The organism is Clostridium sp. LS (assembly GCF_002760435.1).
Taxonomy (GTDB): Bacteria; Bacillota; Clostridia; order Clostridiales; family Clostridiaceae; genus Clostridium.
On sequence record NZ_AUUU01000034.1, the window covers coordinates 1 to 23,466 of the forward strand.

A 23,466-nucleotide genomic window follows, 5' to 3' on the forward strand; every position below is an offset into this window, starting at 1 on the left:
TGCCCTCATAGCGGGCCTATTAGGTCAATTTGCCGACACAGCATGATGGAAAATATGCTGGCAAATGGACTTGTTGTTTTTTGAATGTGCCTAAAATAAACCATGCAGGATAAGGTTGCATTTCACACCATAACTTTTGCATGGTTTTTTTTATTTATTCATAATTGTGAGATGAGTAACAATGCTTATATATTTGCATAATTTATAGGTATAACCGAGTAAATGTATATGATTTATGAGAAATGAAAAGAGTAGTAAAAAGATAGATTATATTTCTTATTTCAAATTAATTATCTAAGTACAAATTCAATTATTTTTATTAATAATAATGGTAAGGAGGAGAAAACAATGAGTTCAAGAGAATACTTTGATAGTATTGCAATAGATTGGAATAAAATGAGAAGTGAATACTTTAAGGATGAAGTGAGAGAAAGAATATTACAAAAGTTAGAAGTGAACAATAAGGTAATAGGGGATTTGGGATGTGGCACAGGATTTATTTCATTAGGACTTGTAAGTAAAAATCCAAACATTATTTTTTCTATAGATCAATCCATAAATATGCTTAAGGAATTAAAAAAAGAATGTATAAAACGAAATTATAATAATATTTATCCAATAAAATCAACCCTAGATGAGTTAGTATTATATGATGAATCTTTAGATGCAATAACTATTAATATGGCTCTTCATCACATCGTAAGACCAGATAAAAGTATAAAAGAAATGTATAGGGTATTAAAAAGTAGAGGAAAGGTAGTAATTTCAGATGTGTATAAGCATAATGGCAAGTGGGCTAAAGAGGAAATGCATGATGAATGGCTGGGGTTTAGTGAGGAGGAAATAATAACTTGGCTGAAAGGCGCAAGTTTTAAAAATATAAAGATTGAAGATACAAAACTAAATGCAATAGGTATATCAACTAAAGGAGAGTACACAAGAACAGGGATATTCGTGGCTACAGCAACAAAATAATTAGTTAAATACATGGCAAAATTCTAAGGCTTATAGGTAATTTGGAATTTTGCTATATTTATTTTGGGATATTGCAAGGCGCCTGAAATAATATAAAGGTACTTTTATTTAGTTTATTTAATAAAACTAGATTAGAAAATATTAATTTTAATTAAAAATATAATATGATTATATAATGATATCGTAAACATAATGAATTTGTAAATGTTATCAAAAATATTCTTCGAATTTGTATTAAAATGTGGAACATTCTTCTTGAATATATAGAAAAATAATTGTATAATACATACTGTTAGTACACGAACAATATGTATAAGAATAATTATTATATGGAGGGGTAATATGAAAAAAACTATGTTAGTTTGTTTAGTTATAGCTATGATGTTAAGTGGTTGTAGTTCTACAGCTAGTAAGAGTGTAGATAATAACTCGCAAGCAACTCAAAATACAGAACAGCAATCTAATGTTAAGTACATAATGGCTGGAAAGATTGATGCAAATGATCAAGCAAATGTAGCTTCAAAAATTTCAGGAAGAGTCTCAAAAATATTAGTTGATGTCGGTTCAAAGGTTAATGCTGGAGATACTATTATTCAATTAGACACACAAGATTTACAAGCACAAGTGGATCAAGCTCAAGCTGGTGTGAATACTGCACAAGCAAATCTAACCAATGCTATGAGTGCTACACGACCTGAGCAAATTGCTCAAGACCAAGCAGCATTAGATAATGCAACAGAAAATTATGAGGTTGCTAAAAAGAACTATGATCGTACAAAGACTTTGCTTGATGCTGAAGGAGCTACACAGCAGCAACTTGAAACTGCACAGCAACAACTAACTGCTGCAGAGTCACAGCAAAAAACAGCACAAGAAGTATTAAATATGCATAAAAATGGAGCCACTCAAACTAGTATAGATGTGTTCAAAGCTCAAGTAGAGCAGGCACAGGCTGGTTTGAAAATTGCGCAAACAGCATTGAGCAATGCAACTGTTATAGCTCCAATATCTGGAGTAGTAAATGCTAAGAATATTAATGTAGGGGAAATGGCTTCTGCAAATTCAACGCTTCTTTCAATTTCAAATTCCAGTGCTTTAGTTGTAAATGCTTATGTGCCAATAGATATTGCAAGTCAATTTAAAGAAGGACAAGATGTAGTTGTAAAAGTGGCCGAAGTAGATAATACAGAATTTGAAGGAAAAATATCAGTTATAAATTCTAAATTAAATGCTCAAAGCAGAAATGTTTTAATTAAAATAGCATTGTCTGATCCAAATTCGGTATTAAAACCAGGTATGTTTGCTGAAGTTGGGATAAAGGAATAAGGGAAGAGGTGATTTTAGTATGAAAGAAAAGCGTAAAATTTTAATAATTGGAATTTTGGTAGTAATTGTAGTAGCATTATGCAGTATAGCTTCTTATTATTGGTATGAAAATACATATTATGTTTCAACTGAGGATGCGAGAGTTAATGCAGATTTTGTGAGTGTAACGCCTCAAATTTCAGGTAAGTTGCTAGAACTTAACGTTGACGAAGGAGATAAGGTAACAAAAAATGAAATATTAGCTCGTCAAGAAATGAATAATCTCCCAGATACAAGCGTAGAGCAATCTTTGGTGAGATCACCTATTGATGGAATTGTTGTAAAAAAACAAGGAACTGTTGGAGAACTTTTATCAACAGGTCAAACTTTAATCACTTTAGTAGATCCAAGTAAACTTTATGTTTCTGCTAATATAGAAGAAACAAAAATTGAAAAAGTTAAAGTTGGACAACCAGTTGATATTACAATAGATGAATATGATTCGCAAAAATTTACTGGAAAAATAAAATCTATAGGTGAAATATCTAATTCAGCTATATCATTATTACCTTCATCAACTAGTGGTACCTTTACTAAGGTAGTTCAAAGAGTACCTATAAAAATAGAACTTAGTAATTTCAATGAAAAGATTCTTCCAGGAACAAATGCAGTTATTAAGATTCATATTAAGTAATGAGGTGATATAATGGGAGAGAGTAATAATGATTCTTTAATGAATAGTTGGTTAGCTTTAGGTGTAGTTATTATAGGTACATTTATGTCTATACTAGATAGTAGTATAGTAAATATTGCTCTTCCTAAAATGATGGCTGTTTTTGGAGTATCTTTAGATGATATAAAGTGGGTAATAACTTCTTATTCTTTAGCACTTGGTGCTATTATCCCCCTTACAGGATATTTACAGGAAATTTTAGGATCTAAAAGAATATATGTATTCTCTTTAGCAATGTTTACTGTTGGATCTATGTTATGTGGTATTTCTTGGAGTAATTCGAGTATGATAGTATTCCGTGTTATTCAGGCTATTGGTGGAGGAATGATAATGCCAGTAGGAATGTCAATAATATATCAGATATTCCCTAGAGAAAAGATAGGGTTAGCTCTTGGTTTTTGGGGAATAGCTGCTATGGCAGCTCCTGCTATAGGACCAACACTAGGTGGATATATTATTGAAAAATTGGATTGGAGACTTATTTTCAATGTTAATGTTCCGGTAGGTGTAGTGGGAGTAATATTAGCTACAATATTATTAAAAGGTTCGGAAAGAAAGCCTTTCAAGTCCTTTGATATAATTGGATTTTTATCTTCCACAATAGGACTTGTAAGTATACTATATGTTCTTGGGGAAGGATCATCAATTGATTGGTCTAAACTTGAAAATCCAATGTTGATGACCCTTGGATGTTTAAGTCTTGTATTGTTTGTAGTAAATGAATTAACTCATCCAGATCCACTGTTAGATTTAAGAGTTTTTAAATTGTTTGATTTTACAATAAGCCAACTTATAACTGCTGTATTAACCTTGGCAATGATGGGGGGAGTTTATGTATTACCTCTATTTTTACAAAATGTGAGGGGATATACAGCTATGGAGGCTGGAATAATAATGCTGCCAGGAGCATTGGTAATGGGAATTATGATGCCTATAAGTGGCAATCTCTTAAATAAAGTTGGGGTAAAAGCTCTTGTTATACCTGGGCTAATAATTCTTGCTGGAGCTTCCTATGAACTTGCAACTGCTATAAATATGAATTCAAGCAGAGAGCACATAATATTTGTTAATTGTATAAGATCTATTGGAATAGGGCTGAGTATGATGCCGATTAGCACTACTGGAATGAATGCTGTACCGGCTCATTTAATTAGTAGAGCATCAGCTCTTTCAAATACTTTAAGGCAGGTAGCAGGTGCAGTTAGTATTACTTTTATGTCTACAATTATGCAAGGAAGAAATGATTACAACTATGCAAAATTAGCAGAACAAATTAATGTATATAATAAAACATCTAATGATACAATAAGTACATTGACAAAGGTATACATGGGCATGGGGCAACAATTGGGTGATGCCAAAGTATCGGCAGTTACGTATATAGTAAAAGCAATTGGAACCCAAGCTTATGTAGATGCTATGGCTTATGCGGTTACAGTAACTGTTGTTATAGTTTTTGTTACTATATTTTTAGCTTTATTTATGGGCACGAAAAAAGCACCTAAGAAAGGAAACAAGGAAGGTGAAAAAAATGAATCAGCAGGAGCAGTCCTCATCTCCGAATAATGAATTAATTCAAAAACAAGCGGATGAAATAATTGAAATATTTAGATGTATTAGAAAATCTATTAGTTGTAAGTATGAGAGAGTAGCTAAAGAATCTGGATTTACAGCACCGCAGTTAGGAGTTATATTTCATTTATATATGATGCCGTCAATAACTCTTAATGAATTAAGTGATCATATGAGCTTAACTAAAAGCACAGTTTCGGGCATAGTTGATCGTTTGGCTAAACAAGGTGTTGTAGTGAGAGAGATACCTGAAGATAATCGTAGAATTGTAAAGTTATCAATTTCTGAGGAATTTAAAAAAAATAATGATATTCATGCAATAAAGAAGAAATTTATAGGCGAATTCATATCTGATTCTATAAAAAATATGGATGCTGAAGAAGTTGAAAAAATGATTTATGGATTAAGACTGTTTAGTTCCTTATTAAAAGATAAAGATGATGATTAAAATAATTTTATATAAGTTATCAAAAAACCGTATTGGAAATTAAACCAATACGGTTTTTTCTTCGTATTTACTATTATTCACTATTTTGGTATAATAATATTCAACGTTAATAATTATAAAAATATAACGTTATAAATGTGTATTATAAAACGTTATAACATAAGAAGTATATAAATTTTGGAGGTATAAATTTGAAGGTAGATAAAGTTAAAATCTCAGATATAGCTAAAGCGCTTGAGGTATCAACAATTTCAGTCAGTAGGGCACTTTCAGGGCAAACTGGAGTTGGAGATGAACTGAGAAATAAGATCTTAAATAAAGCAAAAGAAATGGGGTATTTTAAAGCGAAAAATTTAGATAACATCAAAATTTTAGTACTTCATCAAAAGCCTTTTGTGCAGGATACGAGTAATTACAGCCATATGGTTCAAGGTATTGAAAAGGCCATACAAGAGGCAGGGTATGAATACGACTTAGAATTTGTAGATAAAAATCATCAAGATGAACGTTATTTGCCATACAAGATTCAAAAGGGAATTAAATTTGATGGAATTATATTTATTGGGCGTTTTAATAATGAATATGTAAAATTTATTTCTAGTAAGATAAAAAATCAGGTTTTTTATACTGGTTATTCTCCTTCCTTTGACTGTGACAGTGTTTGGTATAACTTTAATAATGGCGGCTACAAACAGTGTGAATATTTGATTAAAAAAGGTCATACAAGAATTGGATTCTTAGGGAATAGCAGTATATATAAAAATAAAGAAAAAGTTCTTGGCATATCATCTGCTTTAGAAGATTATAAATTGCCAGTAAAAGATGAATTCTTTATTTATGATGAGAATTTCGAGGAAAAAATGCTTCAACTGATTAGCAGGGAAGATGGTCCAACTGCAATAGTTTGTCAATGGGATTATACTGCAATAAAGCTTATAAAGTGTTTATATGAAAAAGGCATTAAAGTACCAGAGGATATATCTGTAATAGGCAGCGGAAACACTGAAATGTCTTCAGTGTCTATACCTGCCTTAACTACATTGGAGTTAAATATTGATTATGCATGTGAAGTAGCAGTTTCACTTCTTCTAAAAAGGATTATGAAACCTGAAAAACCTTACGAGAACATAACAATAAACAGTGTTTTAATTGAAAGAGATTCTGTAAAAGATATGCACATAAGTAATTAGTTAAAATTCTATTCACATAAGTAATTAGAGTTTGTTGTATCTAATATTAAATTTTGGGTATCACCTTAAAACTTTTACTTCAAGAAAGGGGCGCTATATGGGAAAAAAAGTACTGATTAATTTTATAAAAGATCATAAGGCTTCATATATAATTGGAATAATATTTGTACTTCTTACATCGTACATTCAAACTCTTTTTCCAGAAGTTCTTGGAAATACAATAGATATTTTAAAAGTTAATAACTTTAATCCGAGTTTTATATATGTAAATATTAGTTATATGATGCTTATTGCTTTTGGTACTTTTATAAGTACTTACATATGGAGAAATCTAATTATTGGTAATGGAAGAAATATGGAATGCTATCTTAGAGAAAAGCTTTTTGAGCATTTCCAAAAGTTATCGCCTGAATTTTATAACAAAAGAAAAACAGGGGATTTGATTGCTTATGCCATAAATGATATAAGCGCTGTAAGAATGACATTTGGACCTGCTACAGCAATGGCGGTTAATGGCATTGTAATTTGTGTTATTTCCATTTATTCAATGGCTAAAGCAATAAACTGGAAAGTTACAATTTTAGCGTTAATGCCTCTACCTATAATTGTCTTATTAATGTTTTGTATAGGCAAAATTGTCAGAGTACGTTTCAAGAAAGTTCAAGAAAGCTTTGCAGCAATTTCAGATAGGGTTCAAGAAAATATTAATGGCATAAGAGTTATAAAAGCTTATGTGCAGGAAGATAAAGAAGTTAAAAAATTTGAGGAACTTAATAACGAAATGGCTAAAGCTAATCTGGATATGGTTAAAATTTCTTCTTATTTATCACCAGTCATTGAGATATGTTTTACTATAAGCTTTGTTCTAAATCTTATTATTGGTGGAAATATGGTTTTAAGTGGAAGTGTATCCTTAGGTGACTTTATAGCCTTTAATGGATATCTTACTATGATAATGGGTCCTGTTATTTCTATAGGGCGTATTATTACAATATTTCAAAGGGGAATGGCCTCATTAAACAGATTAAATGAAATATTTGATTCTCATATTAATATAACGGAAATTGAGAATTATTTGGAGAGTGATGTTAGAGGCGATATTAAGATAAAGAATCTCTCTTTTTCATATCCAGAATCTAAAGAAGTTGTTTTAAAAAATATTAATTTAACAATACCTAGAGGACATACTTTAGGGATAATAGGTAGAACAGGTAGTGGAAAAAGTACTTTGGTAAGCTTACTGCTGCGTATGTATAATGTTCCAAAAGATAAGATATTTTTTGATAATGTGGATATAAATGAATATGGATTAAGAGCTCTTAGAGATAGTTTTGGATTTGTTCCACAAGATAATTTTTTATTTAGTGCGTCAATAGCTGATAATATCAAATTTTTTAAGGAGATATATTCTAAGAAGGAAATTATTGAAGCTAGCCAAAACAGTTGCATTTGTGAAAGCATTATGGATTTACCAGATGATTTTTCTACAATTCTTGGAGAAAGAGGAGTAAACATTTCGGGTGGACAAAAACAGAGAATTTCAATTTCAAGGGCACTAATAAAGAATCCGGAAATACTTATATTAGACGATGCTCTTTCTGCTGTGGATACTATAACAGAGGCTGAAATTCTTAAGAATCTTAGAAAAATTAGAAAAAATAAAACTTCTATAATAATTGCTCATAGAATATCAGCGGTTATGGAAGCTGATGAAATAATAGTTCTTGATAATGGAAAAATTATGGAGAGTGGAAGTCATTTAGAATTATTGAAGAAAGGGGGGCTGTATTATGACATCTACAAGTCTCAATTCCATGAAGAAGACAATGAATTTGGAAATGAAGCCTCCTAAAACAATTAAAAGATTATTGAAATTAATGCTGCCCTACAAAAAAGGGATTTTTCTTGCGTTTTCCTGCGTAATTTTAGTAAATATAGCTGCATTAATAAAGCCTTATATTTTAAAATTGGTAATTGACGATTTTCTAACAAAGCATATAGTTCAAAATGGTTTTTATTCAATAACGACTATGGGTATAATATATTTTTTAGTTGTTCTAATAAGTAGTGTTTTATCAATTTCACAAGTTTTCTTAATTAATAAAGTTGGACAAGAAATAATGAGAAATCTAAGGAGTAAAGTATTTAGGACTATACAATTACTTCCTCTTTCATATTTAGATAAAACATCTTCTGGAAGATTAATAACAAGAGCTACTAATGATGTAGAAGCATTGAGTGAAATGTATACAGATGTTGTAATTAATTTATTTAAAGATGTAATTTTGATTGTTGGAATAGTTTATACAATGATAATAATAAATTTAAAGCTGGCATTAGTTTCATTTTGTGTAGTCCCGTTAATGTTTGGAGTAGTATTTGTTATAAAAACAAAGATAAAAAGAAATTTTGCTAAAATGAAAAGTTTAATCGGAAAAATAAATGGTTTTATGGCTGAAAATATATCAGGAATGAGGATCGTACAAATTTTTCATGGAGAGAAGGAAAAGAGAGAAGAGTTTCTAAAACTAAATAATGGATATTATAAAGCGACATTATTTCAAGTCTGGATGAATAGCTTTTTAAAACCAGCAGCTGATGTTTTTCAAAGTTTTGCTGTTGCTATTTTAATATGGTATGGTATGGGGAAAATTTCAGATAATACTTTAAGTATAGGGGTACTCTACGCATTTACCAATTATATAAAGCAGTTTTTTGATCCTATTTCAGATATGGCAGATAATTACACAACCATTCAATCTGCTTTAGTATCGGCTGATAGAATATTTGAATTATTAGATGAGGAAGAATCTATAGAAAACTTAGACTTAGGTATTGGCGCAGATAGATTCCAAGGAAATATTGAATTTAGAAATGTATGGTTTTCTTATAATGATAAAGACTGGGTATTAAAAGATGTAAGTTTTGTTATCAAAAGAGGACAAACAGCAGCATTTGTTGGACAGACAGGTTCTGGAAAGACAACTATAATTAGTCTTATCAGTGGATTTTATAATGTTCAAAAGGGAGAAATTTTAATTGATGGAATAAATATTAATGAAATAAAGAAAAGAGATTTGAGAAAAAATATAGCAGTAGTACTTCAAGATGTATTTCTTTTTTCAGGAACTATTGAAAATAATATCACATTAAATGATAAGATTGAGGAAAATAAAGTGAAAAAGGCTTTAGAGATTTCTCACGGAAAAGAAATAATTAATAACTTTGAAAATGGAATTAATGAATTTGTAATGGAAAGAGGAAGTACACTTTCATTAGGGCAAAGACAGCTAATATCTTTTGCCAGAGCAATAGCTCATGATCCTTCCATATTTGTGTTAGATGAAGCTACAGCTAATATTGATACTGCGACTGAAATATTAATTCAAAAGGCTATAGAAAGTATTACAAAAGAAAAAACTACTATAATTATTGCACATAGACTTTCAACTATTAGAAATGCAGATGTAATAATAGTTTTAAGAAATGGTGAAATTATTGAAAGCGGTAATCATGATTCACTTATGGAAAGTGGTGGATATTATAAAGAATTAATTACAAGAAATAATAATGAAAGAGGATAGTGTATGAATATTACTAATGACCTAAAAAGAACATTTAATAACCCCTTTATTGCGTTGAAGCATGATAATTTTAGATATTATTGGATAGGAATGTGTGTGTCTTTAATTGGTACATGGATGCAGAATATAGCTCAGCCATGGCTTGCATATACCTTAACCAATTCACCATTTTTACTCAGTTTAATTGGAATAGCTCAATTTACACCTATGTTAATATTTTCGTTATTTGCAGGAGTGATTGTAGATAAATTTCCAAAGAAGAAAATTTTAGTGTTTACACAATTATCATCATTAATAATTACATTAATATTAGCAATATTAGTATGGATTGGACAGGTGCAATACTGGCACATTCTAGTCTTATCTACAATTCTTGGTGTTATAAATACTATTGATATGCCAACACGTCAATCAGTGGTTATAGAACTTGTAGGAAAAGAGGATTTAATGAATGCAATTGCGCTTAACTCCATGGTTTTTAATTTGGCTAGAATTATAGGTCCTGCTATTGCGGGGATTGTAATGGGGTATGAAGGAATAGCATTTTGCTTTTTTATAAATGCTATAAGTTTTGGAGCGGTACTAATAAGTTTAATTTTTATTAAATTAACTCCGGTAGAAAGAAAGGCTAAAAAGAATGCCGATGTAATAGAAGAAATAAAAGATGGACTTAGATATATTTATAAAAAGAAAATTCTTTTATATACTGTATTTGTATTAGCTATTGTAGGTACTTTTGCTATGAATTTTAATGTACTTGTTCCAGTTTTTGCAAAGCAGATATTAAATCAAAATGAAGCAGGTTTCGGTATTCTAATGTCCTTTATGGGATTTGGGTCATTTTTAGGTGCTATGTTTATAGCAACTCAAAGTAAAACAGGACCTAAGAAGTTTATGATTTATATAGTGCCATTAATTGTTGGGGTTTCATTAATAATTACTGGCTACACTAATATGTATTTGCTAACTGGAATATTTCTTGCTATTACTGGTTTCTTTTTTATCGCTTTTACATCCAGTGCAAATTCAACCTTACAGCTCAATTCAAATAATGAATATAGAGGCAGGGTTATGAGTGTATATGCTTTAGTTTTTTCTGGTTCTACGCCTTTTGGGAATCTTTATGCTGGATTATTTGCTGAACACTTCAATGCAAGGATAGGTTTTGCTGCTTGCGGAGCTGCAATAGTGCTGCTTATGATACCGCTATTTGTTTATAAAGTAAAATTAAGTTACAATAATAAATAAATTATTATTGTAATTTCTTATATTATTGAATAGATAAATAATTGTATTAAAATAACTTTTAAGATAGAATATTAAGAAATTAGGTTAAAATTTATAATATTTAAATTAAATGTATAAATATATGGTCGAAAGAAATAGTAGGACCAAGTTAATGAATTTTGATTAAAGTGTAAGATAGTAACACTAGGAGGAAACATGTCAAATATTAAGGATTTTGATTTAAACAATATAAGCAGCTCGACAAAATCATTAGGAGAACAAACTTCAGAACGGATAATTCAATTAATTATAAAAAATGATTGGAAGGCTGGAGATAAATTACCTAATGAATATGATCTTGCAGAGAAACTTAAGGTAGGAAGAAGTACTATTAGAGAGGCTATAAAAGCCCTAGTTTCGCGTAATATCCTAGAGATTAGGCGTGGGGCTGGAACCTATATTTCTGAAAAAGGTGGAATTGCAGATGATCCATTAGGATTAACATTTGTAAAAGATAAATTTAAATTAGCAGTTGATTTATTGGAAGTCAGATTTATGATTGAGCCATCAATTGCATCTATAGCAGCAGTAAAAGCTACAGGAGAAGAAATACAGCAAATGTCTGACTTATGCGATGAAATAGAGGAATTGATCTTACAAAATGAACCGTACATGGATAAAGATATAGAATTTCATACAGCTATAGCTAAAAGCAGTAAAAATTTAGTCGTTGGCAATTTGATTCCAATTATTAATAGTTCTATTGCAATTTTTATGGATATCACAAATCAAAAGTTACGCAGAGAAACTATAGAAACACATAGAGAAGTTTTAAATGCGATCAAAGACCGTGATTCGAATGGCGCCCGCGATGCTATGTATCTACATTTAGTATATAATCGCAGGAATATTAAAGGTATTATAGAAAAAGGATAAAAAATTAATTATTTATTATTTTAAAATACATCTGCTTCAGAAATGGCAAGATGTATTTTTTATACGTATTTATCAAAATACATCATACCAATGTAAAGGTATAATATCGATATTGGTATATAAAATTATAAAAATGCAAAAAATATTGACAAATACATCAGATGTGGTATTATAAATACATCAGATGTATTTAAACGATATCAGAATTTAATTAAGGAGAGACCAAGTATGATTAGTCAAGAAATAAGAAAAATTGCTCCCGAAATGGACCCTCTTCGCAGGGGAATGGGATGGACAACAGAAGATTTAGCAAAACCACAAATCATAATAGAAAGTACATTTGGAGATAGCCACCCAGGAAGTGCGCATCTATTAAAATTTGCTGATAAGGCAGTTGAAGGAGTTAATCAAGTAGGCGGAAAGGCAGCAAGATACTTTGCAACAGATATTTGTGACGGAATGTCTCAAGGACATGACGGAATAAATTATTCATTAGCTTCTAGAGATACACTGACTTCATTAATAGAAATTCATGCCAATGCAACTCCATTTGATGCAGGTGTATTTATTTCAAGCTGCGACAAAGCAGTTCCAGCACATCTTATGTCAATTGGAAGATTGAATATACCATCAATTATAGTTACAGGCGGAGTAATGGAAGCAGGTCCTGATTTGTTAACTCTAGAACAAATAGGTGCATATAGTGCTATGTGCCAACGTGGTGAGATTACTGAAGAAAAATTAACTTTCTATAAGGAAAATGCATGTCCATCTTGCGGCGCATGTTCATTTATGGGAACAGCTGCAACAATGCAGGTAATGGCTGAATCTCTTGGATTAATGCTTCCTGGCAGTTCGTTAATGCCAGCAACGTGTGATGACTTAGAAGATGTGGCATTAAGAGCAGGTAGACAAGCTGTTGAACTAGCTAAGAAAAATCTTCGTCCAAAAGATATTGTAACAATAAAGTCTTTTGAAAACGCTATACTAGTTCATGCTGCAATATCAGGATCTACTAATTCATTATTACATTTACCAGCCATAGCTCATGAATTTGGATTGTATATTGATGAAGAAACTTTTGATAGAATACACAAGAATGCTCATTATTTACTAAATATACGTCCTGCTGGAAAATGGCCTGCACAATATTTCTATTATGCAGGGGGAGTGCCTGCCATAATGGAAGAGCTAAAACATTTGCTTCATTTAGATGTATTGACTGTAACAGGAAAAACCTTAGGTGAAAACTTAGAAGAATTAAAGAATAATGGATATTATGAAAAATGCAATGAGTATCTTAAAAAGGTTGGGGTGAAAAAAGAAGATATTATACGTCCATTTAATAATCCTATAGGTAACAATGGATCAGTTTCAATATTAAAAGGAAATATAGCCCCAGAAGGTGCGGTAGTAAAACATTCTGCAGTTCCAAAGGAAATGCATGAAGCTATATTAAAAGCAAAACCTTTTGATAGTGAAGAAGAAGCTATTGAAGCTGTTTTAAAGAAAGTAATTCGCCCTGGAGATGCAGTTATTATAAGATATGAAGGGCCAAAGGGAAGCGGAATGCCAGAAATGTTCTATACAACAGAGGCAATTTCTTCAGATGAAGAATTATCTGCAAGTATAGCATTAATAACAGATGGTAGATTCTCGGGAGCTTCCAAAGGACCAGCAATTGGACATGTATCGCCAGAAGCGGCAGTAGGAGGACCAATTGCATTAATAGAGGAAAATGATTTGATTGAAATTAATATTCCTAATAGAGTGTTACAGGTTGTCGGAATAAAAGGTAAAAAATGCAGTGAAGAAGAAATAAAGAAAGTCTTTGAAGAACGTAAGAAGAATTGGAAGCCAAGAAAATCAAAATATGAATCAGGTATTTTGAAGCTATTTTCTGAAAATGCAGTATCACCAATGAAAGGTGGATACATGAAATAGACTAATAAAAGTAGAAAATATAATTAGAGTATTTGATATTATATTTTCTACTAAAAATAAAGCATATTTTGCTAAAGTAGTATGCATCTAATGTAAACAATTAAAAAGGAGTGGTAAATATGCCATTAGTAATAATCGCCATTGGTGTAGCGTTATTGTTGTTGTTAATGATTAAATTTAAGTTAAATGGTTTTTTATCTTTAATTATAGTTGCTCTTATAGTAGGGGTTGCAGAAGGAATGCCAATTGATAAAGTTGTAACGTCCGTAAAGAATGGTGTAGGAGGAACGCTGGGAAGTTTAGCACTTATAATTGGATTTGGTGCTATTCTTGGTAAACTATTAGCTGACTGCGGAGGAGCTCAAAGAATTGCTATGACTTTAATTGAAAAGTTTGGAAAGAAGAAAATTCAATGGGCTGTACTTATTACTGGATTTGTTGTTGGATTTGCATTATTTTATGAAATTGGTTTTGTGCTACTTATTCCACTTGTATTTACAATAGCTGCTGAAGCAGAAATACCGCTTTTATTTATTGGAATACCTATGGCAGCAGCACTTTCTGTAACACATGGTTTCTTGCCACCACACCCAGGACCAACAGCAATAGCTGGAATTTATAATGCTAATATAAGTAAAACATTATTATATGGCGCTATACTAGGAATACCAACAGCTATAATATCAGGACCAGTATTTTCAAAATTTTTAAAGAAGATGGAACATCCAGTTCCTAAGGGATTATATAATCCTAAAATATTTACAGAGGAAGAAATGCCAAGCTTTGGAATTAGCGTATTTACAGCATTAATACCGGTTTTCTTTATGGCTGTAGAAGCTGTTGCGAATATGACTTTACCTAAAGATTCAACAGTAGTTAAATATGCAAGTTTCTTTGGAGATCCAGTAATTGCGCTTTTAATAGCAGTAATTGTAGCTCTATTTACATTTGGATTAAATAGAAAGAAGAAAATGGAAGAAATAATGCAAACTGTGGCAGATGCAATAACAACAATTGCAATGGTGCTATTAATCATTGGAGGCGGCGGAGCTTTAAAGCAAGTCCTTGTTGATAGTGGAGTATCAAATTATATAGCAAGTGCAATGCAAGGAAGCAATATGTCACCACTTTTATTAGCCTGGTTAATTGCTGCAACTTTAAGAATAGCATTAGGTTCAGCGACAGTAGCGGCTATGACGGCAGCAGGAATCGTAGCACCGATTGTAGCAGCAACTGGAGTAAGTCCAGAATTAATGGTAATCGCAACAGGATCAGGAAGCCTAATATTCTCTCATGTTAATGATCCAGGATTCTGGTTATTTAAAGAATATTTTAATTTATCACTTCCAGAAACTTTAAAATCTTGGTCTGTAATGGAAACATTAATTTCAGTATGTGGACTTTTAGGTGTATTAGCACTAAATGCTATTATTTAAATTTAAAATATAAACCTGAAAATAGGGTTTCTACTAATTAAACATAGATTGTTTAATATTTAAGTAGAAGCCTTATTTATATATCAAAATACTTTATGATATTGAGTTTAGTATTATTATTAGTAAGTTAAGTTTGCCTATGAGGAGAGCTAGTACTCTTTATAAAATTTTGCATGAATCCAAGTAAAGATAAATATTTACTTGGATTCTTCTTCAAATGTATATTTTCTGCTTTGTATAGTTTTATTTGGTTTCATGAGATTTACATCTATGTGTTTGCCATTAGCAAGGATCTTAAGATATAAATAATCAATAATAGTAACTTGAGAAATATAGGATGAAAGCTTTTCAATAACTGTTTTTGGATTAGTAGGGTAGGTATATATAAAATCATTTACCATTTTTGCAAATGGAGAATTTGGATTACTAGATAATCCTATAGTAGGAACGCTCTGTTCTTTTAAGGTATCTACTAATGTAATAATATCTTTATTCATGCCAGAATTACTGAAAACTATTGCTAAATCGTCAGAACTCAATTGAGAAGTTATTTTCAGCTGCATGTGATAATCCATATTATAAATACAAAATAAACCAGTATCAATAAATTTATTATAGGCATTTAAAGCCAATTCCCCAGAGGAACCTAATCCTAAAAATGCTATTCTTTTTGAATTCATCATAGTTTTTACTATTCTATCTAATAATGAAGTATCTATTTTGTCAGAGTTTTCTTGAATATTATTAGAATATAATTCAGTTAAATATTTGTATGGATTTGATGAACTATTAATATCGTCTTTTCTGATTTTATTCTCATTAGAAGTTTTTGTAACTTCGCTGGCTAATGCCACTTTAAAGTATTGGTAGCCAGAATAGCCTAATTTTTTTATAAATCTAAAAACTGTAGCATCAGATATAGATAGTTCTGTTGCAAAATCTTCGATTGTATAATATACAACCTTTGCTGGATTTTTTAATATAAAATCAGCTATTATGCGCTCTTTTGAGCTGAAGCTGTCATATCTGTCGTTAATTTGTAATAAACAACTGTTTTTCAAGCAATTTAGCTCCTTTCAAGTAATTAAAATATAATGCTCTTGCTAAAGAGAATTGAAATATTTATTTCATTATAGCATAAAAAAGATATAATAAAAAAAGAAAATGAAAAAAAATTTCATATATTGAAAAAATATTTCACATGTAGTATAATTTAAATCAAGATAATGAATAATATCTTTAGCGGCCGAAAACGATTAATGTCATTATTGTAATCATTAATAAATTATTGGAGGTATAGTGATGAATGGATTTATAAATTTCCTTGAAGAAAAAGCAATGCCTGTTGCAGGTAAGATTGCAGCACAAAGACATATTAGAGCTTTACGTGATGGTTTAGCAATAACGATGCCATTAATAATAATCGGTTCTATATTTATGATTTTAGCAAATTTTCCGGTGCCTGGCTATGTAGATTTCGTAAACGGTATCTTTGGCGCAGGATTTACAACAAAACTTTTATATCCGATTCGTGTAACTTTTGATATTGTTGCAATACTTGCAGTTATTTCAATCTCATATCAATTAGCAAAAGATAAAGAAGTTGATGGCTTATCAGCTGGAGCGCTTTCTCTTTCAGCATTTTTGATGTTAACTCCTGTACCAACTGTAGACGTAGTACTACAAAGTGGTGATAAGTTAAGCTTAGGAAAGGTTTTACCTACAGCAAATTTATCAGCAGGTGGATTAATAGTTGCAATACTTACTGCTATAATAGCAACAGAAATATTTATATATATTGTTAAAAAGAATTGGGTTCTTAAGATGCCTGAATCAGTACCACCAGCAGTTGCAAAATCCTTTACAGCAATAACACCAGGGCTTATTATTTTAGTAGTATTCTTTTTAATTCGCCTAGGATTCGAAAACACATCTTATCAAACAGTATTTGCATTTATTACTAAATTTGTTGGAGCGCCTCTGGCTTTGGTTGGATTATCATATGGAGGAATGTTTGCAACAGTTTCACTTTATAGTTTCTTCTGGACTCTTGGAATACATGGAACTCGTGTAGTTTTTGGAGTTATGGATTCAATATTATTACCAGCAATGGATCAAAATCGTGCAGCTTTAGAAGCAGGTCATCAATTACCTAATATAGTAACATTACAATTTTATGATAACTTTGTTAACAGTTTAGGGGGATGTGGTGCAACATTAGGGTTGATTATATGTATTATGTTAGTTGCAAAATCAAGACAAGCAAAGTCAATAGGTAAGTTAGCTCTTGCACCGGCAATATTTAATATATCAGAACCAATAATTTTTGGTATTCCAATAGTTATGAACCCAATAATGATGATTCCATTTATTTTAGCACCTTTAGCAGTAGGGTCATTAACTTATATTGCAATGGCAACAGGTTTTGTTAGTTACCCAGCTGGAATAGCAGTGCCATGGGACTGTACCATCATTTTTTTCTGGATTTTTAGCTACAAATGGTGATTGGAGAGCCATAATTCTTCAAGGATTAAATATACTTGTTTCAGCTATAATCTATTGGCCATTTGTAAAAGCTTATGATCATAAATTAGTTCAACAAGAAATAGAAAATCCGGAACTTATGGAGCAGTAAATAAATTACAAAGGAGAGATTATAATGGAGAATTTAGAACAGATAGCATTTTCATTAATCGTTCATAGTGGTGATGGAAGAAGTTATGCATTTGAAGCAATTAGAGCGGCAAAAGAAAAAGACTTTGAAAAAGCGGAAGAACTATTAAAATTATCTAGCAGTGAATTTGAGAAAGCACATCATGTACAAACAGAGCTTTTAACTATGGAAGCTGATGGTAATTCAAGTGTAATAACGCTACTATTAGTACATGCCCAAGATCATTTGATGACAGGAATCACTGTTAAACAGTTAGCTGAGGAAATTATTGATATAAGAAAAGATATTAAGTAGAAGATGCGATGTGTGAAAAGGGCATATTTTCACACATCACCTCTAAAAGTTTTTAAAATATACTCAAATAATATTATAGCATAATAAGAGGGCAATTAAAAGGTCATAGATTATTGAAGATAATTAAGGAATTAGTGTAATACTAAAATATATTATTTATTTGGAGGCAAAGCATGGAGTTAAAAAAGAGTACATTTAAACTACCAGAGAATTTCTTTGTTGGAGCAGCAGCTTCGGCATGGCAGACAGAAGGTTGGACAGGTAAAAAGGATGGTCAAGATTCATACATGGATTTGTGGTATAAATCTACGCCACACCTTTGGCATAATGGTTATGGTCCAACATTAGCAACTGATTTTTACAGAAGATATAAAGAAGATGCTAAACTTATGAGTGAAGTTGGATTGCAAAAATATAGGACATCTATAGATTGGTCAAGATTTATAAAAGATTATGAAACTGCTGAGGTAGATGAAGAAGCTCTTGAGTATTATCATAATATGATAGATGAAGTTATTAAAAATGGTGTTGAACCAATGATATGCTTAGAACATTATGAGTTACCAGCAGTATTATTTGAAAAATACGGTGGATGGGGATCTAAACATGTAGTTGATTTATTTGTTAAATATGCAGAAAAAGTATTCAAAGCATTTGGGCATAAGGTTAAATATTGGTTTACTTTTAATGAACCCATAGTGGTTCAAACTAGAGTTTACTTAGATGCAATTAGATGGCCTTTTGAACAAAACACAAAAACTTGGATGCAATGGAACTATAATAAAATTTTAGCAACGGCAAAAGTAGTAGAAGTATTTAAGGCAAATAATATTGAAGGAAAAATTGGGGTTATTTTAAATCCTGAAGTAACTTATGCAAGATCATCAGCGCCTCATGATGTAAAAGCCGCTGAAATGTATGATCTATTCTTTAATAAATTATATCTTGATCCAAGTGTGAAAGGTGAAATACCACAAGAATTATTTGAAGTCCTTAAAAAACATGATTGTTTATTTGAGTACACTAATGATGAATTAGCTATTATTAAGAATAACACAGTTGATTTGTTGGGGTTAAATTTATATTTCCCGCATAGGGTAAAAGCTAGAACAAGTGCTTGGAATCCTGAAACTCCATTTCATCCATCATACTATTACGAAATGTTTGATTTACCAGGAAAGAAGATGAATCCACATAGAGGATGGGAGATATATCCTAAAATAATGTATGATATGGCAATGAGACTGAAGAATGAATATGGAAATATTGAATGGTTCATTGCTGAGAATGGTATGGGAGTAGAAGGCGAAGCAAAATATAAAAATGCAGAAGGCGTAATACAAGATGATTATAGAATAGAATTTATATCTGATCATTTAGTATGGTTATTAAAAGCTGTTGAAGAAGGCTGCAATTGCACGGGTTATATGTTATGGGCATTTACTGATAATGTATCACCACAAAATGCATTTAAAAATAGATATGGCTTAGTTGAGATTAACTTAGAAGATAATAGAAATAGGACTATTAAAAAATCTGGTCATTGGTTTAAAAAATTATCTACAAATAGAATTTTCGAAGCAAAAAATACAGAAATAGAATATAAGTAAAAGAATATTAGGAATCAAAGCAAGAAACATAAAAATAATTATGAGGTGATTTTAATGAGAATTTTATTAGTTTGTTCAGCAGGAATGTCAACAAGTCTATTAGTTACAAAGATGGAGAAAGCAGCGAAAGAGCAGGGGATAGAAGCAACTATATGGGCAGTCTCTACTGATGCAGCAGATTCAAACATGGCAAAAGCAGATGTAGTTTTAATAGGTCCACAAATTCGTTTCCAACTTCCAGAGATGAAGAAAAAAGGTGAGAAATATAGTATTCCAGTAGAAGCTATTCCATCTGTAGATTATGGAATGTGTAATGGTCCGAAGGTATTAGGTTTTGCAATCAATTTAATAAATAATAATAAATAATAATAATTTTTAAAACCGTGTCAAGATCTTTTGGCACGGTTTAATTTTTTATGGGATGGAAAAAGAGAGGAAATTAATAAAAATAATAGTAAATGTCATCTTAAAATGATATAATTTTGAACAGGAACTATTTGTATAATAATTTGTGATGGTTGGAGGGAATTATGGAAAAGAAACTTTACTTATCATCAACAGACAAAAAATTGGCTGGCGTATGTGGAGGATTTGCTGAATATTTTGGGATTGATTCTACTTTGATTAGAATTGGTTATTTAGCTATGGTTATTTTAGCAGGAACAGGCGTACTTTTATATATAATCTGTGCCTTGGTCATACCTAAAAGACCAGAATATTAATAAATAAGTTGATTTATTTAGGGTTACGTTTTATTTTTCTTAACTAAGCTGAAACTAAAAAATGCAAAGCAATATGTTTATATAGAAAACAGGAGGGAACTAATGGAGAAGATTAATGATTTAATCAGTCAAAGTCCAGTACATATTACTACAAACACTATAGTATTAGCAATAATAGCTATTGTTGGTTTTTATATTTTAATAAAAGCTATAGAGGGATTCCTAAGAATAGCTGCATTTATAGGCATTTGTTGGTTTATATTAATGTCACTTCAGAGCACAAATCTTGTTAATATACCAGTGATAAAGGACACTTATACAGCAATAGAAAAAATTATTCCAGCAAAAGAATTGTGGACAGAGGCTGTGGATAAGGCTGGAAAAATAAATAAGGTTGTGGATGACTTAAAATAGTGAATTTTCTAAATGTACTTAACCTGAGAACTGGAGAAATGATACATAATTAAAATAATAAAGTATATAATAAACTTAAAAATACATCATTAAATAAAAAAGCACGGGCAATATCTATTATGCCCGTATTATTTATATATGAGGAGTGGAAAGTATGAAGGCTTCAATTCACAGAATAGCTATTCCTTCAATCCTTGAAGTAGGAAAGGGAAATATTAAAAATGTAGGAAATTTAATTAAAAAGGGAATGTTTCAAAAAGTTTCAATATATTTTGGAGAAGGTATAGAAGAATTATTTGGAGCTTCCATACAAAATTCCTTAAAGGAAGCTAATATTCAAATTTCTAAAGTAGAGACTATATATGATATAGATTTTGAAGAAATAAGCACAAAAGCTTTTGAAATACCAAATGATGTAGAAGCACTAATTGGTGTTGGCGGAGGTAAGGCTATCGATGCAGTGAAATATATGAGTTTTTTAAAGAAAATGCCATTTATCAGCATTCCAACATCAACTTCTAATGACGGTTTCTCAAGTGCTGGTGCATCTCTTATAGTTCAAGGGAGACGAATGTCTCTTCCAGCTAAAACACCTTATGGCATAATTATAGATATAGATGTAATAAAAGGAGCACCTGAAAAATTTATTTTTTCAGGAATAGGAGATTTGGTTTCAAATATTACTGCACTATATGATTGGAAATTTGAAGAAGACAATGGTAGAGTAATTATCGATGATTTTGCGACTATGATTTCTAAGAAAGCAGTAAATAGTTTTGTACGAACTGAATTTAAAACTATTAAAGATGATTTGTTCTTAAAGGAACTTGTTGATTCATTAACTTTAAATGGAATATCTATGGAGATAGCAGGTAACAGTTCCCCAGCTTCAGGTTCTGAACATTTAATTTCTCATGCCTTGGATAAATTCCTTGAAGTGCCTCAGCTTCATGGTATACAAGTTGGAATAGCAACCTATATTATGGCCAAGGTTCAAAATCATAGATTTGAAAGGATAACAAAAATATTAAAGGAAACAGGGTTCTTTGAATATGTTAAAACTTTAAATATGAAAAAAGAGGATTTTAAGAAGGCTATAGATATTGCACCTTCAATAAAACCCAATAGATATACATTTATTCATGTTGAAGAGAATAGGGCACTTGCTAAAGAAATCATTGACAAAGATGAAATATTAAATACTGCGCTAATATAAATTGAAAGCACTTCCGATAGAATATATTGGAAGTGCTTTTTAGAAGTGAACTTAACTAAATTATGTTATTGAAGTGTTCATTTTAAATTAACGAATAAATAGATTAATAAAATTAACTATTAAATTTAAGAGAATTAAGATAATTGGATTTATACATAAAAAGTGGTATAATTAACCGTAATTTATTTATGAAAAATTTTAGATATTTTATATAAATACATATTTAAGATAAGGGAGTGAACACATTGGATAACGCAGTTTATGAACTTCAGAAAAAATTGAAGGAATCTAATATTGAATTTATATTTTCAGGAACATTTTCCCAAGGCTTAATTGAAGAACTTGGAGTAGCGTTAAAACAAAGACTTCAGCTTCAGCAAGTTGCAAAAAGTAAAATTAGTTCAGCTTTTTTCGCTTTTGTTGAGCAAACTCAAAATATTAAACAATACGAAGTTTCAAAAGAAAACACAAAGAATTTTTCAGTTATTGCTGGATCAGCTGTAATTGCTATTTCCAAAATAAATTCGGGGTATAGTGTTTATTCTGGAAATGTTATATTAAACGAAGATATCACAAATTTAAAAGAAAAGTTAGATAAGATAATATCCATGGATAAAGATGAGCTGAATATTTATTTTAGGGAAGTTTCAAGACAGGAAATTGATATGAGTTGTGGTAGAGCAGGCCTTGGACTAATCCAGATTGCACGAAAATCAGCTGAAAAAATTGACTACAAATTTGATAAAATAGATGACAGTTATTCTTACTATACATTAACTGTTACAGTGTGAGGTTGGATTATGAATAGTTTTGTTATTGAAAATACAAAGAGTACTCCATATTTAGAGTTTATTAATGAAGATAAAAAGCTGATTTTAAAAGGTGAATCTTACCCAGAAAATTCCTATAATTTCTATGAACCTGTTTACAGCTTAATAGATGAATATTTTAATAATTTTAATGAATTGACCATAGACTTTCAACTTTCTTATATAAATACCAGTAGTATAAAATGTTTAATTATTTTATTTGATAAACTTAATGAGAACTACAAAAATGGAAAAAATGTTATTATAAATTGGTATTACGATGAAGACAATGGCTTTGACTATGATATGGGACAGGATTTTAGTATGGATATAGATGTGCCATTTAATTTCATTTCAATTAGTAATGAGGAATAACT

At 30.6% G+C, this 23,466-nt stretch carries 22 protein-coding genes; 21 read left to right on the top strand and 1 reads right to left on the bottom strand.

The genetic code is table 11. The features are described 5' to 3' along the window. The first annotated feature begins 348 nt into the window (after positions 1–348). From COL3_RS08840 to gntT, 12 genes are all read left to right on the top strand, one after another. On the top strand, positions 349–975 hold the full coding sequence (locus COL3_RS08840; protein ID WP_008427239.1) for a methyltransferase domain-containing protein: 627 nt from the start codon (positions 349–351) through the stop codon (positions 973–975). A gap of 342 nt (positions 976–1,317) precedes the next feature. After that, positions 1,318–2,301 carry an efflux RND transporter periplasmic adaptor subunit gene (locus tag COL3_RS08845; RefSeq protein ID WP_008427241.1) on the top strand — a complete coding sequence of 328 codons (984 nt, stop codon included), beginning with the start codon at positions 1,318–1,320 and terminating at the stop codon, positions 2,299–2,301. Positions 2,302–2,320: 19 nt separating this feature from the next. Then, the gene (locus COL3_RS08850) at positions 2,321–2,974 is read left to right on the top strand and encodes an efflux RND transporter periplasmic adaptor subunit (protein WP_008427243.1); all 654 of its coding nucleotides are present in this window, start codon (positions 2,321–2,323) and stop codon (positions 2,972–2,974) included. A gap of 12 nt (positions 2,975–2,986) precedes the next feature. After that, positions 2,987–4,579 carry a DHA2 family efflux MFS transporter permease subunit gene (locus COL3_RS08855; RefSeq protein WP_008427245.1) on the top strand — a complete coding sequence of 531 codons (1,593 nt, stop codon included), beginning with the start codon at positions 2,987–2,989 and terminating at the stop codon, positions 4,577–4,579. Next, entirely contained in the window at positions 4,545–5,033 is a 489-nt protein-coding gene (locus COL3_RS08860; protein ID WP_008427246.1) for a MarR family transcriptional regulator, read from the top strand. Before COL3_RS08855 ends, COL3_RS08860 begins: the two co-directional genes overlap by 35 nt. 191 nt (positions 5,034–5,224) lie before the next feature. After that, positions 5,225–6,223, top strand: a complete 999-nt coding sequence (locus COL3_RS08865; RefSeq protein WP_008427248.1) for a LacI family DNA-binding transcriptional regulator — start codon at positions 5,225–5,227, stop codon at positions 6,221–6,223. Between the two features lie 97 nt (positions 6,224–6,320). After that, positions 6,321–8,075: an ABC transporter ATP-binding protein gene (locus COL3_RS08870; protein WP_008427251.1), complete on the top strand. Its 1,755-nt coding sequence runs from the start codon at positions 6,321–6,323 to the stop codon at positions 8,073–8,075. Further along, positions 8,014–9,807 (top strand): ABC transporter ATP-binding protein, encoded by a 1,794-nt coding sequence (locus COL3_RS08875; protein ID WP_008427254.1) that lies wholly within the window; start codon positions 8,014–8,016, stop codon positions 9,805–9,807. Before COL3_RS08870 ends, COL3_RS08875 begins: the two co-directional genes overlap by 62 nt. A gap of 3 nt (positions 9,808–9,810) precedes the next feature. After that, complete coding sequence (locus COL3_RS08880; protein ID WP_008427256.1) at positions 9,811–11,055, top strand: MFS transporter; 1,245 nt, start codon at positions 9,811–9,813, stop codon at positions 11,053–11,055. A gap of 195 nt (positions 11,056–11,250) precedes the next feature. Continuing rightward, a complete protein-coding gene (locus COL3_RS08885) occupies positions 11,251–11,970 on the top strand; it encodes a FadR/GntR family transcriptional regulator (protein WP_008427258.1) in 720 nt (239 codons plus the stop codon). A 228-nt stretch (positions 11,971–12,198) separates the two neighbouring features. Further along, the gene (ilvD, locus tag COL3_RS08890; RefSeq protein WP_008427261.1) at positions 12,199–13,914 is read left to right on the top strand and encodes a dihydroxy-acid dehydratase; all 1,716 of its coding nucleotides are present in this window, start codon (positions 12,199–12,201) and stop codon (positions 13,912–13,914) included. Between the two features lie 119 nt (positions 13,915–14,033). Continuing rightward, the gene (gntT, locus tag COL3_RS08895; RefSeq protein WP_008427263.1) at positions 14,034–15,350 is read left to right on the top strand and encodes a gluconate transporter; all 1,317 of its coding nucleotides are present in this window, start codon (positions 14,034–14,036) and stop codon (positions 15,348–15,350) included. A gap of 197 nt (positions 15,351–15,547) precedes the next feature. On the opposite strand, the gene COL3_RS08900 is transcribed toward gntT, so the two are convergent. Next, complete coding sequence (locus COL3_RS08900) at positions 15,548–16,411, bottom strand: MurR/RpiR family transcriptional regulator (RefSeq protein ID WP_008427266.1); 864 nt, start codon at positions 16,409–16,411, stop codon at positions 15,548–15,550. Positions 16,412–16,652: 241 nt separating this feature from the next. Here COL3_RS08900 and COL3_RS08905 point away from each other — a divergent pair, with 241 nt between their 5' ends. The 9 genes from COL3_RS08905 to COL3_RS08945 all read left to right on the top strand — a co-directional run bounded on the left by COL3_RS08905 (position 16,653) and on the right by COL3_RS08945 (position 23,464). Then, a complete protein-coding gene (locus COL3_RS08905; protein ID WP_008427268.1) occupies positions 16,653–17,855 on the top strand; it encodes a PTS transporter subunit EIIC in 1,203 nt (400 codons plus the stop codon). Between the two features lie 154 nt (positions 17,856–18,009). Next, on the top strand, positions 18,010–18,318 hold the full coding sequence (locus COL3_RS08910; RefSeq protein WP_008427271.1) for a PTS lactose/cellobiose transporter subunit IIA: 309 nt from the start codon (positions 18,010–18,012) through the stop codon (positions 18,316–18,318). 173 nt (positions 18,319–18,491) lie between these two features. After that, on the top strand, positions 18,492–19,928 hold the full coding sequence (locus tag COL3_RS08915) for a glycoside hydrolase family 1 protein (protein WP_008427273.1): 1,437 nt from the start codon (positions 18,492–18,494) through the stop codon (positions 19,926–19,928). 6 nt (positions 19,929–19,934) lie between these two features. Beyond that, positions 19,935–20,294: a PTS sugar transporter subunit IIB gene (locus COL3_RS08920; protein WP_278286652.1), complete on the top strand. Its 360-nt coding sequence runs from the start codon at positions 19,935–19,937 to the stop codon at positions 20,292–20,294. Positions 20,295–20,458: 164 nt separating this feature from the next. Further along, positions 20,459–20,650 carry a PspC domain-containing protein gene (locus COL3_RS08925; RefSeq protein WP_008427278.1) on the top strand — a complete coding sequence of 64 codons (192 nt, stop codon included), beginning with the start codon at positions 20,459–20,461 and terminating at the stop codon, positions 20,648–20,650. A gap of 102 nt (positions 20,651–20,752) precedes the next feature. Continuing rightward, the gene (locus COL3_RS08930) at positions 20,753–21,064 is read left to right on the top strand and encodes a hypothetical protein (RefSeq protein WP_008427280.1); all 312 of its coding nucleotides are present in this window, start codon (positions 20,753–20,755) and stop codon (positions 21,062–21,064) included. Between the two features lie 154 nt (positions 21,065–21,218). Next, positions 21,219–22,280 (top strand): iron-containing alcohol dehydrogenase family protein, encoded by a 1,062-nt coding sequence (locus tag COL3_RS08935; RefSeq protein WP_008427283.1) that lies wholly within the window; start codon positions 21,219–21,221, stop codon positions 22,278–22,280. A 236-nt stretch (positions 22,281–22,516) separates the two neighbouring features. After that, positions 22,517–23,071 carry a SiaB family protein kinase gene (locus COL3_RS08940; RefSeq protein WP_242982116.1) on the top strand — a complete coding sequence of 185 codons (555 nt, stop codon included), beginning with the start codon at positions 22,517–22,519 and terminating at the stop codon, positions 23,069–23,071. 9 nt (positions 23,072–23,080) lie between these two features. Next, positions 23,081–23,464 carry a DUF1987 domain-containing protein gene (locus COL3_RS08945; protein ID WP_008427286.1) on the top strand — a complete coding sequence of 128 codons (384 nt, stop codon included), beginning with the start codon at positions 23,081–23,083 and terminating at the stop codon, positions 23,462–23,464. Positions 23,465–23,466 lie beyond the last annotated feature (2 nt).

What these genes read in the sequence shown, in the direction of transcription:
- COL3_RS08880 (WP_008427256.1), top strand. Translation starts at nt 9,811, where the DNA reads ATGAATATTACTAATGACCTAAAAAGAACATTTAATAACCCCTTTATT.
- COL3_RS08945 (WP_008427286.1), top strand. Translation starts at nt 23,081, where the DNA reads ATGAATAGTTTTGTTATTGAAAATACAAAGAGTACTCCATATTTAGAG.
- COL3_RS08935 (WP_008427283.1), top strand. Translation starts at nt 21,219, where the DNA reads ATGAAGGCTTCAATTCACAGAATAGCTATTCCTTCAATCCTTGAAGTA.
- COL3_RS08845 (WP_008427241.1), top strand. Translation starts at nt 1,318, where the DNA reads ATGAAAAAAACTATGTTAGTTTGTTTAGTTATAGCTATGATGTTAAGT.
- gntT (WP_008427263.1), top strand. Translation starts at nt 14,034, where the DNA reads ATGCCATTAGTAATAATCGCCATTGGTGTAGCGTTATTGTTGTTGTTA.
- COL3_RS08860 (WP_008427246.1), top strand. Translation starts at nt 4,545, where the DNA reads ATGAATCAGCAGGAGCAGTCCTCATCTCCGAATAATGAATTAATTCAA.
- COL3_RS08885 (WP_008427258.1), top strand. Translation starts at nt 11,251, where the DNA reads ATGTCAAATATTAAGGATTTTGATTTAAACAATATAAGCAGCTCGACA.
- COL3_RS08850 (WP_008427243.1), top strand. Translation starts at nt 2,321, where the DNA reads ATGAAAGAAAAGCGTAAAATTTTAATAATTGGAATTTTGGTAGTAATT.
- COL3_RS08905 (WP_008427268.1), top strand. Translation starts at nt 16,653, where the DNA reads ATGAATGGATTTATAAATTTCCTTGAAGAAAAAGCAATGCCTGTTGCA.
- COL3_RS08840 (WP_008427239.1), top strand. Translation starts at nt 349, where the DNA reads ATGAGTTCAAGAGAATACTTTGATAGTATTGCAATAGATTGGAATAAA.
- COL3_RS08930 (WP_008427280.1), top strand. Translation starts at nt 20,753, where the DNA reads ATGGAGAAGATTAATGATTTAATCAGTCAAAGTCCAGTACATATTACT.
- COL3_RS08925 (WP_008427278.1), top strand. Translation starts at nt 20,459, where the DNA reads ATGGAAAAGAAACTTTACTTATCATCAACAGACAAAAAATTGGCTGGC.
- COL3_RS08855 (WP_008427245.1), top strand. Translation starts at nt 2,987, where the DNA reads ATGGGAGAGAGTAATAATGATTCTTTAATGAATAGTTGGTTAGCTTTA.
- ilvD (WP_008427261.1), top strand. Translation starts at nt 12,199, where the DNA reads ATGATTAGTCAAGAAATAAGAAAAATTGCTCCCGAAATGGACCCTCTT.
- COL3_RS08910 (WP_008427271.1), top strand. Translation starts at nt 18,010, where the DNA reads ATGGAGAATTTAGAACAGATAGCATTTTCATTAATCGTTCATAGTGGT.
- COL3_RS08915 (WP_008427273.1), top strand. Translation starts at nt 18,492, where the DNA reads ATGGAGTTAAAAAAGAGTACATTTAAACTACCAGAGAATTTCTTTGTT.
- COL3_RS08870 (WP_008427251.1), top strand. Translation starts at nt 6,321, where the DNA reads ATGGGAAAAAAAGTACTGATTAATTTTATAAAAGATCATAAGGCTTCA.
- COL3_RS08875 (WP_008427254.1), top strand. Translation starts at nt 8,014, where the DNA reads ATGACATCTACAAGTCTCAATTCCATGAAGAAGACAATGAATTTGGAA.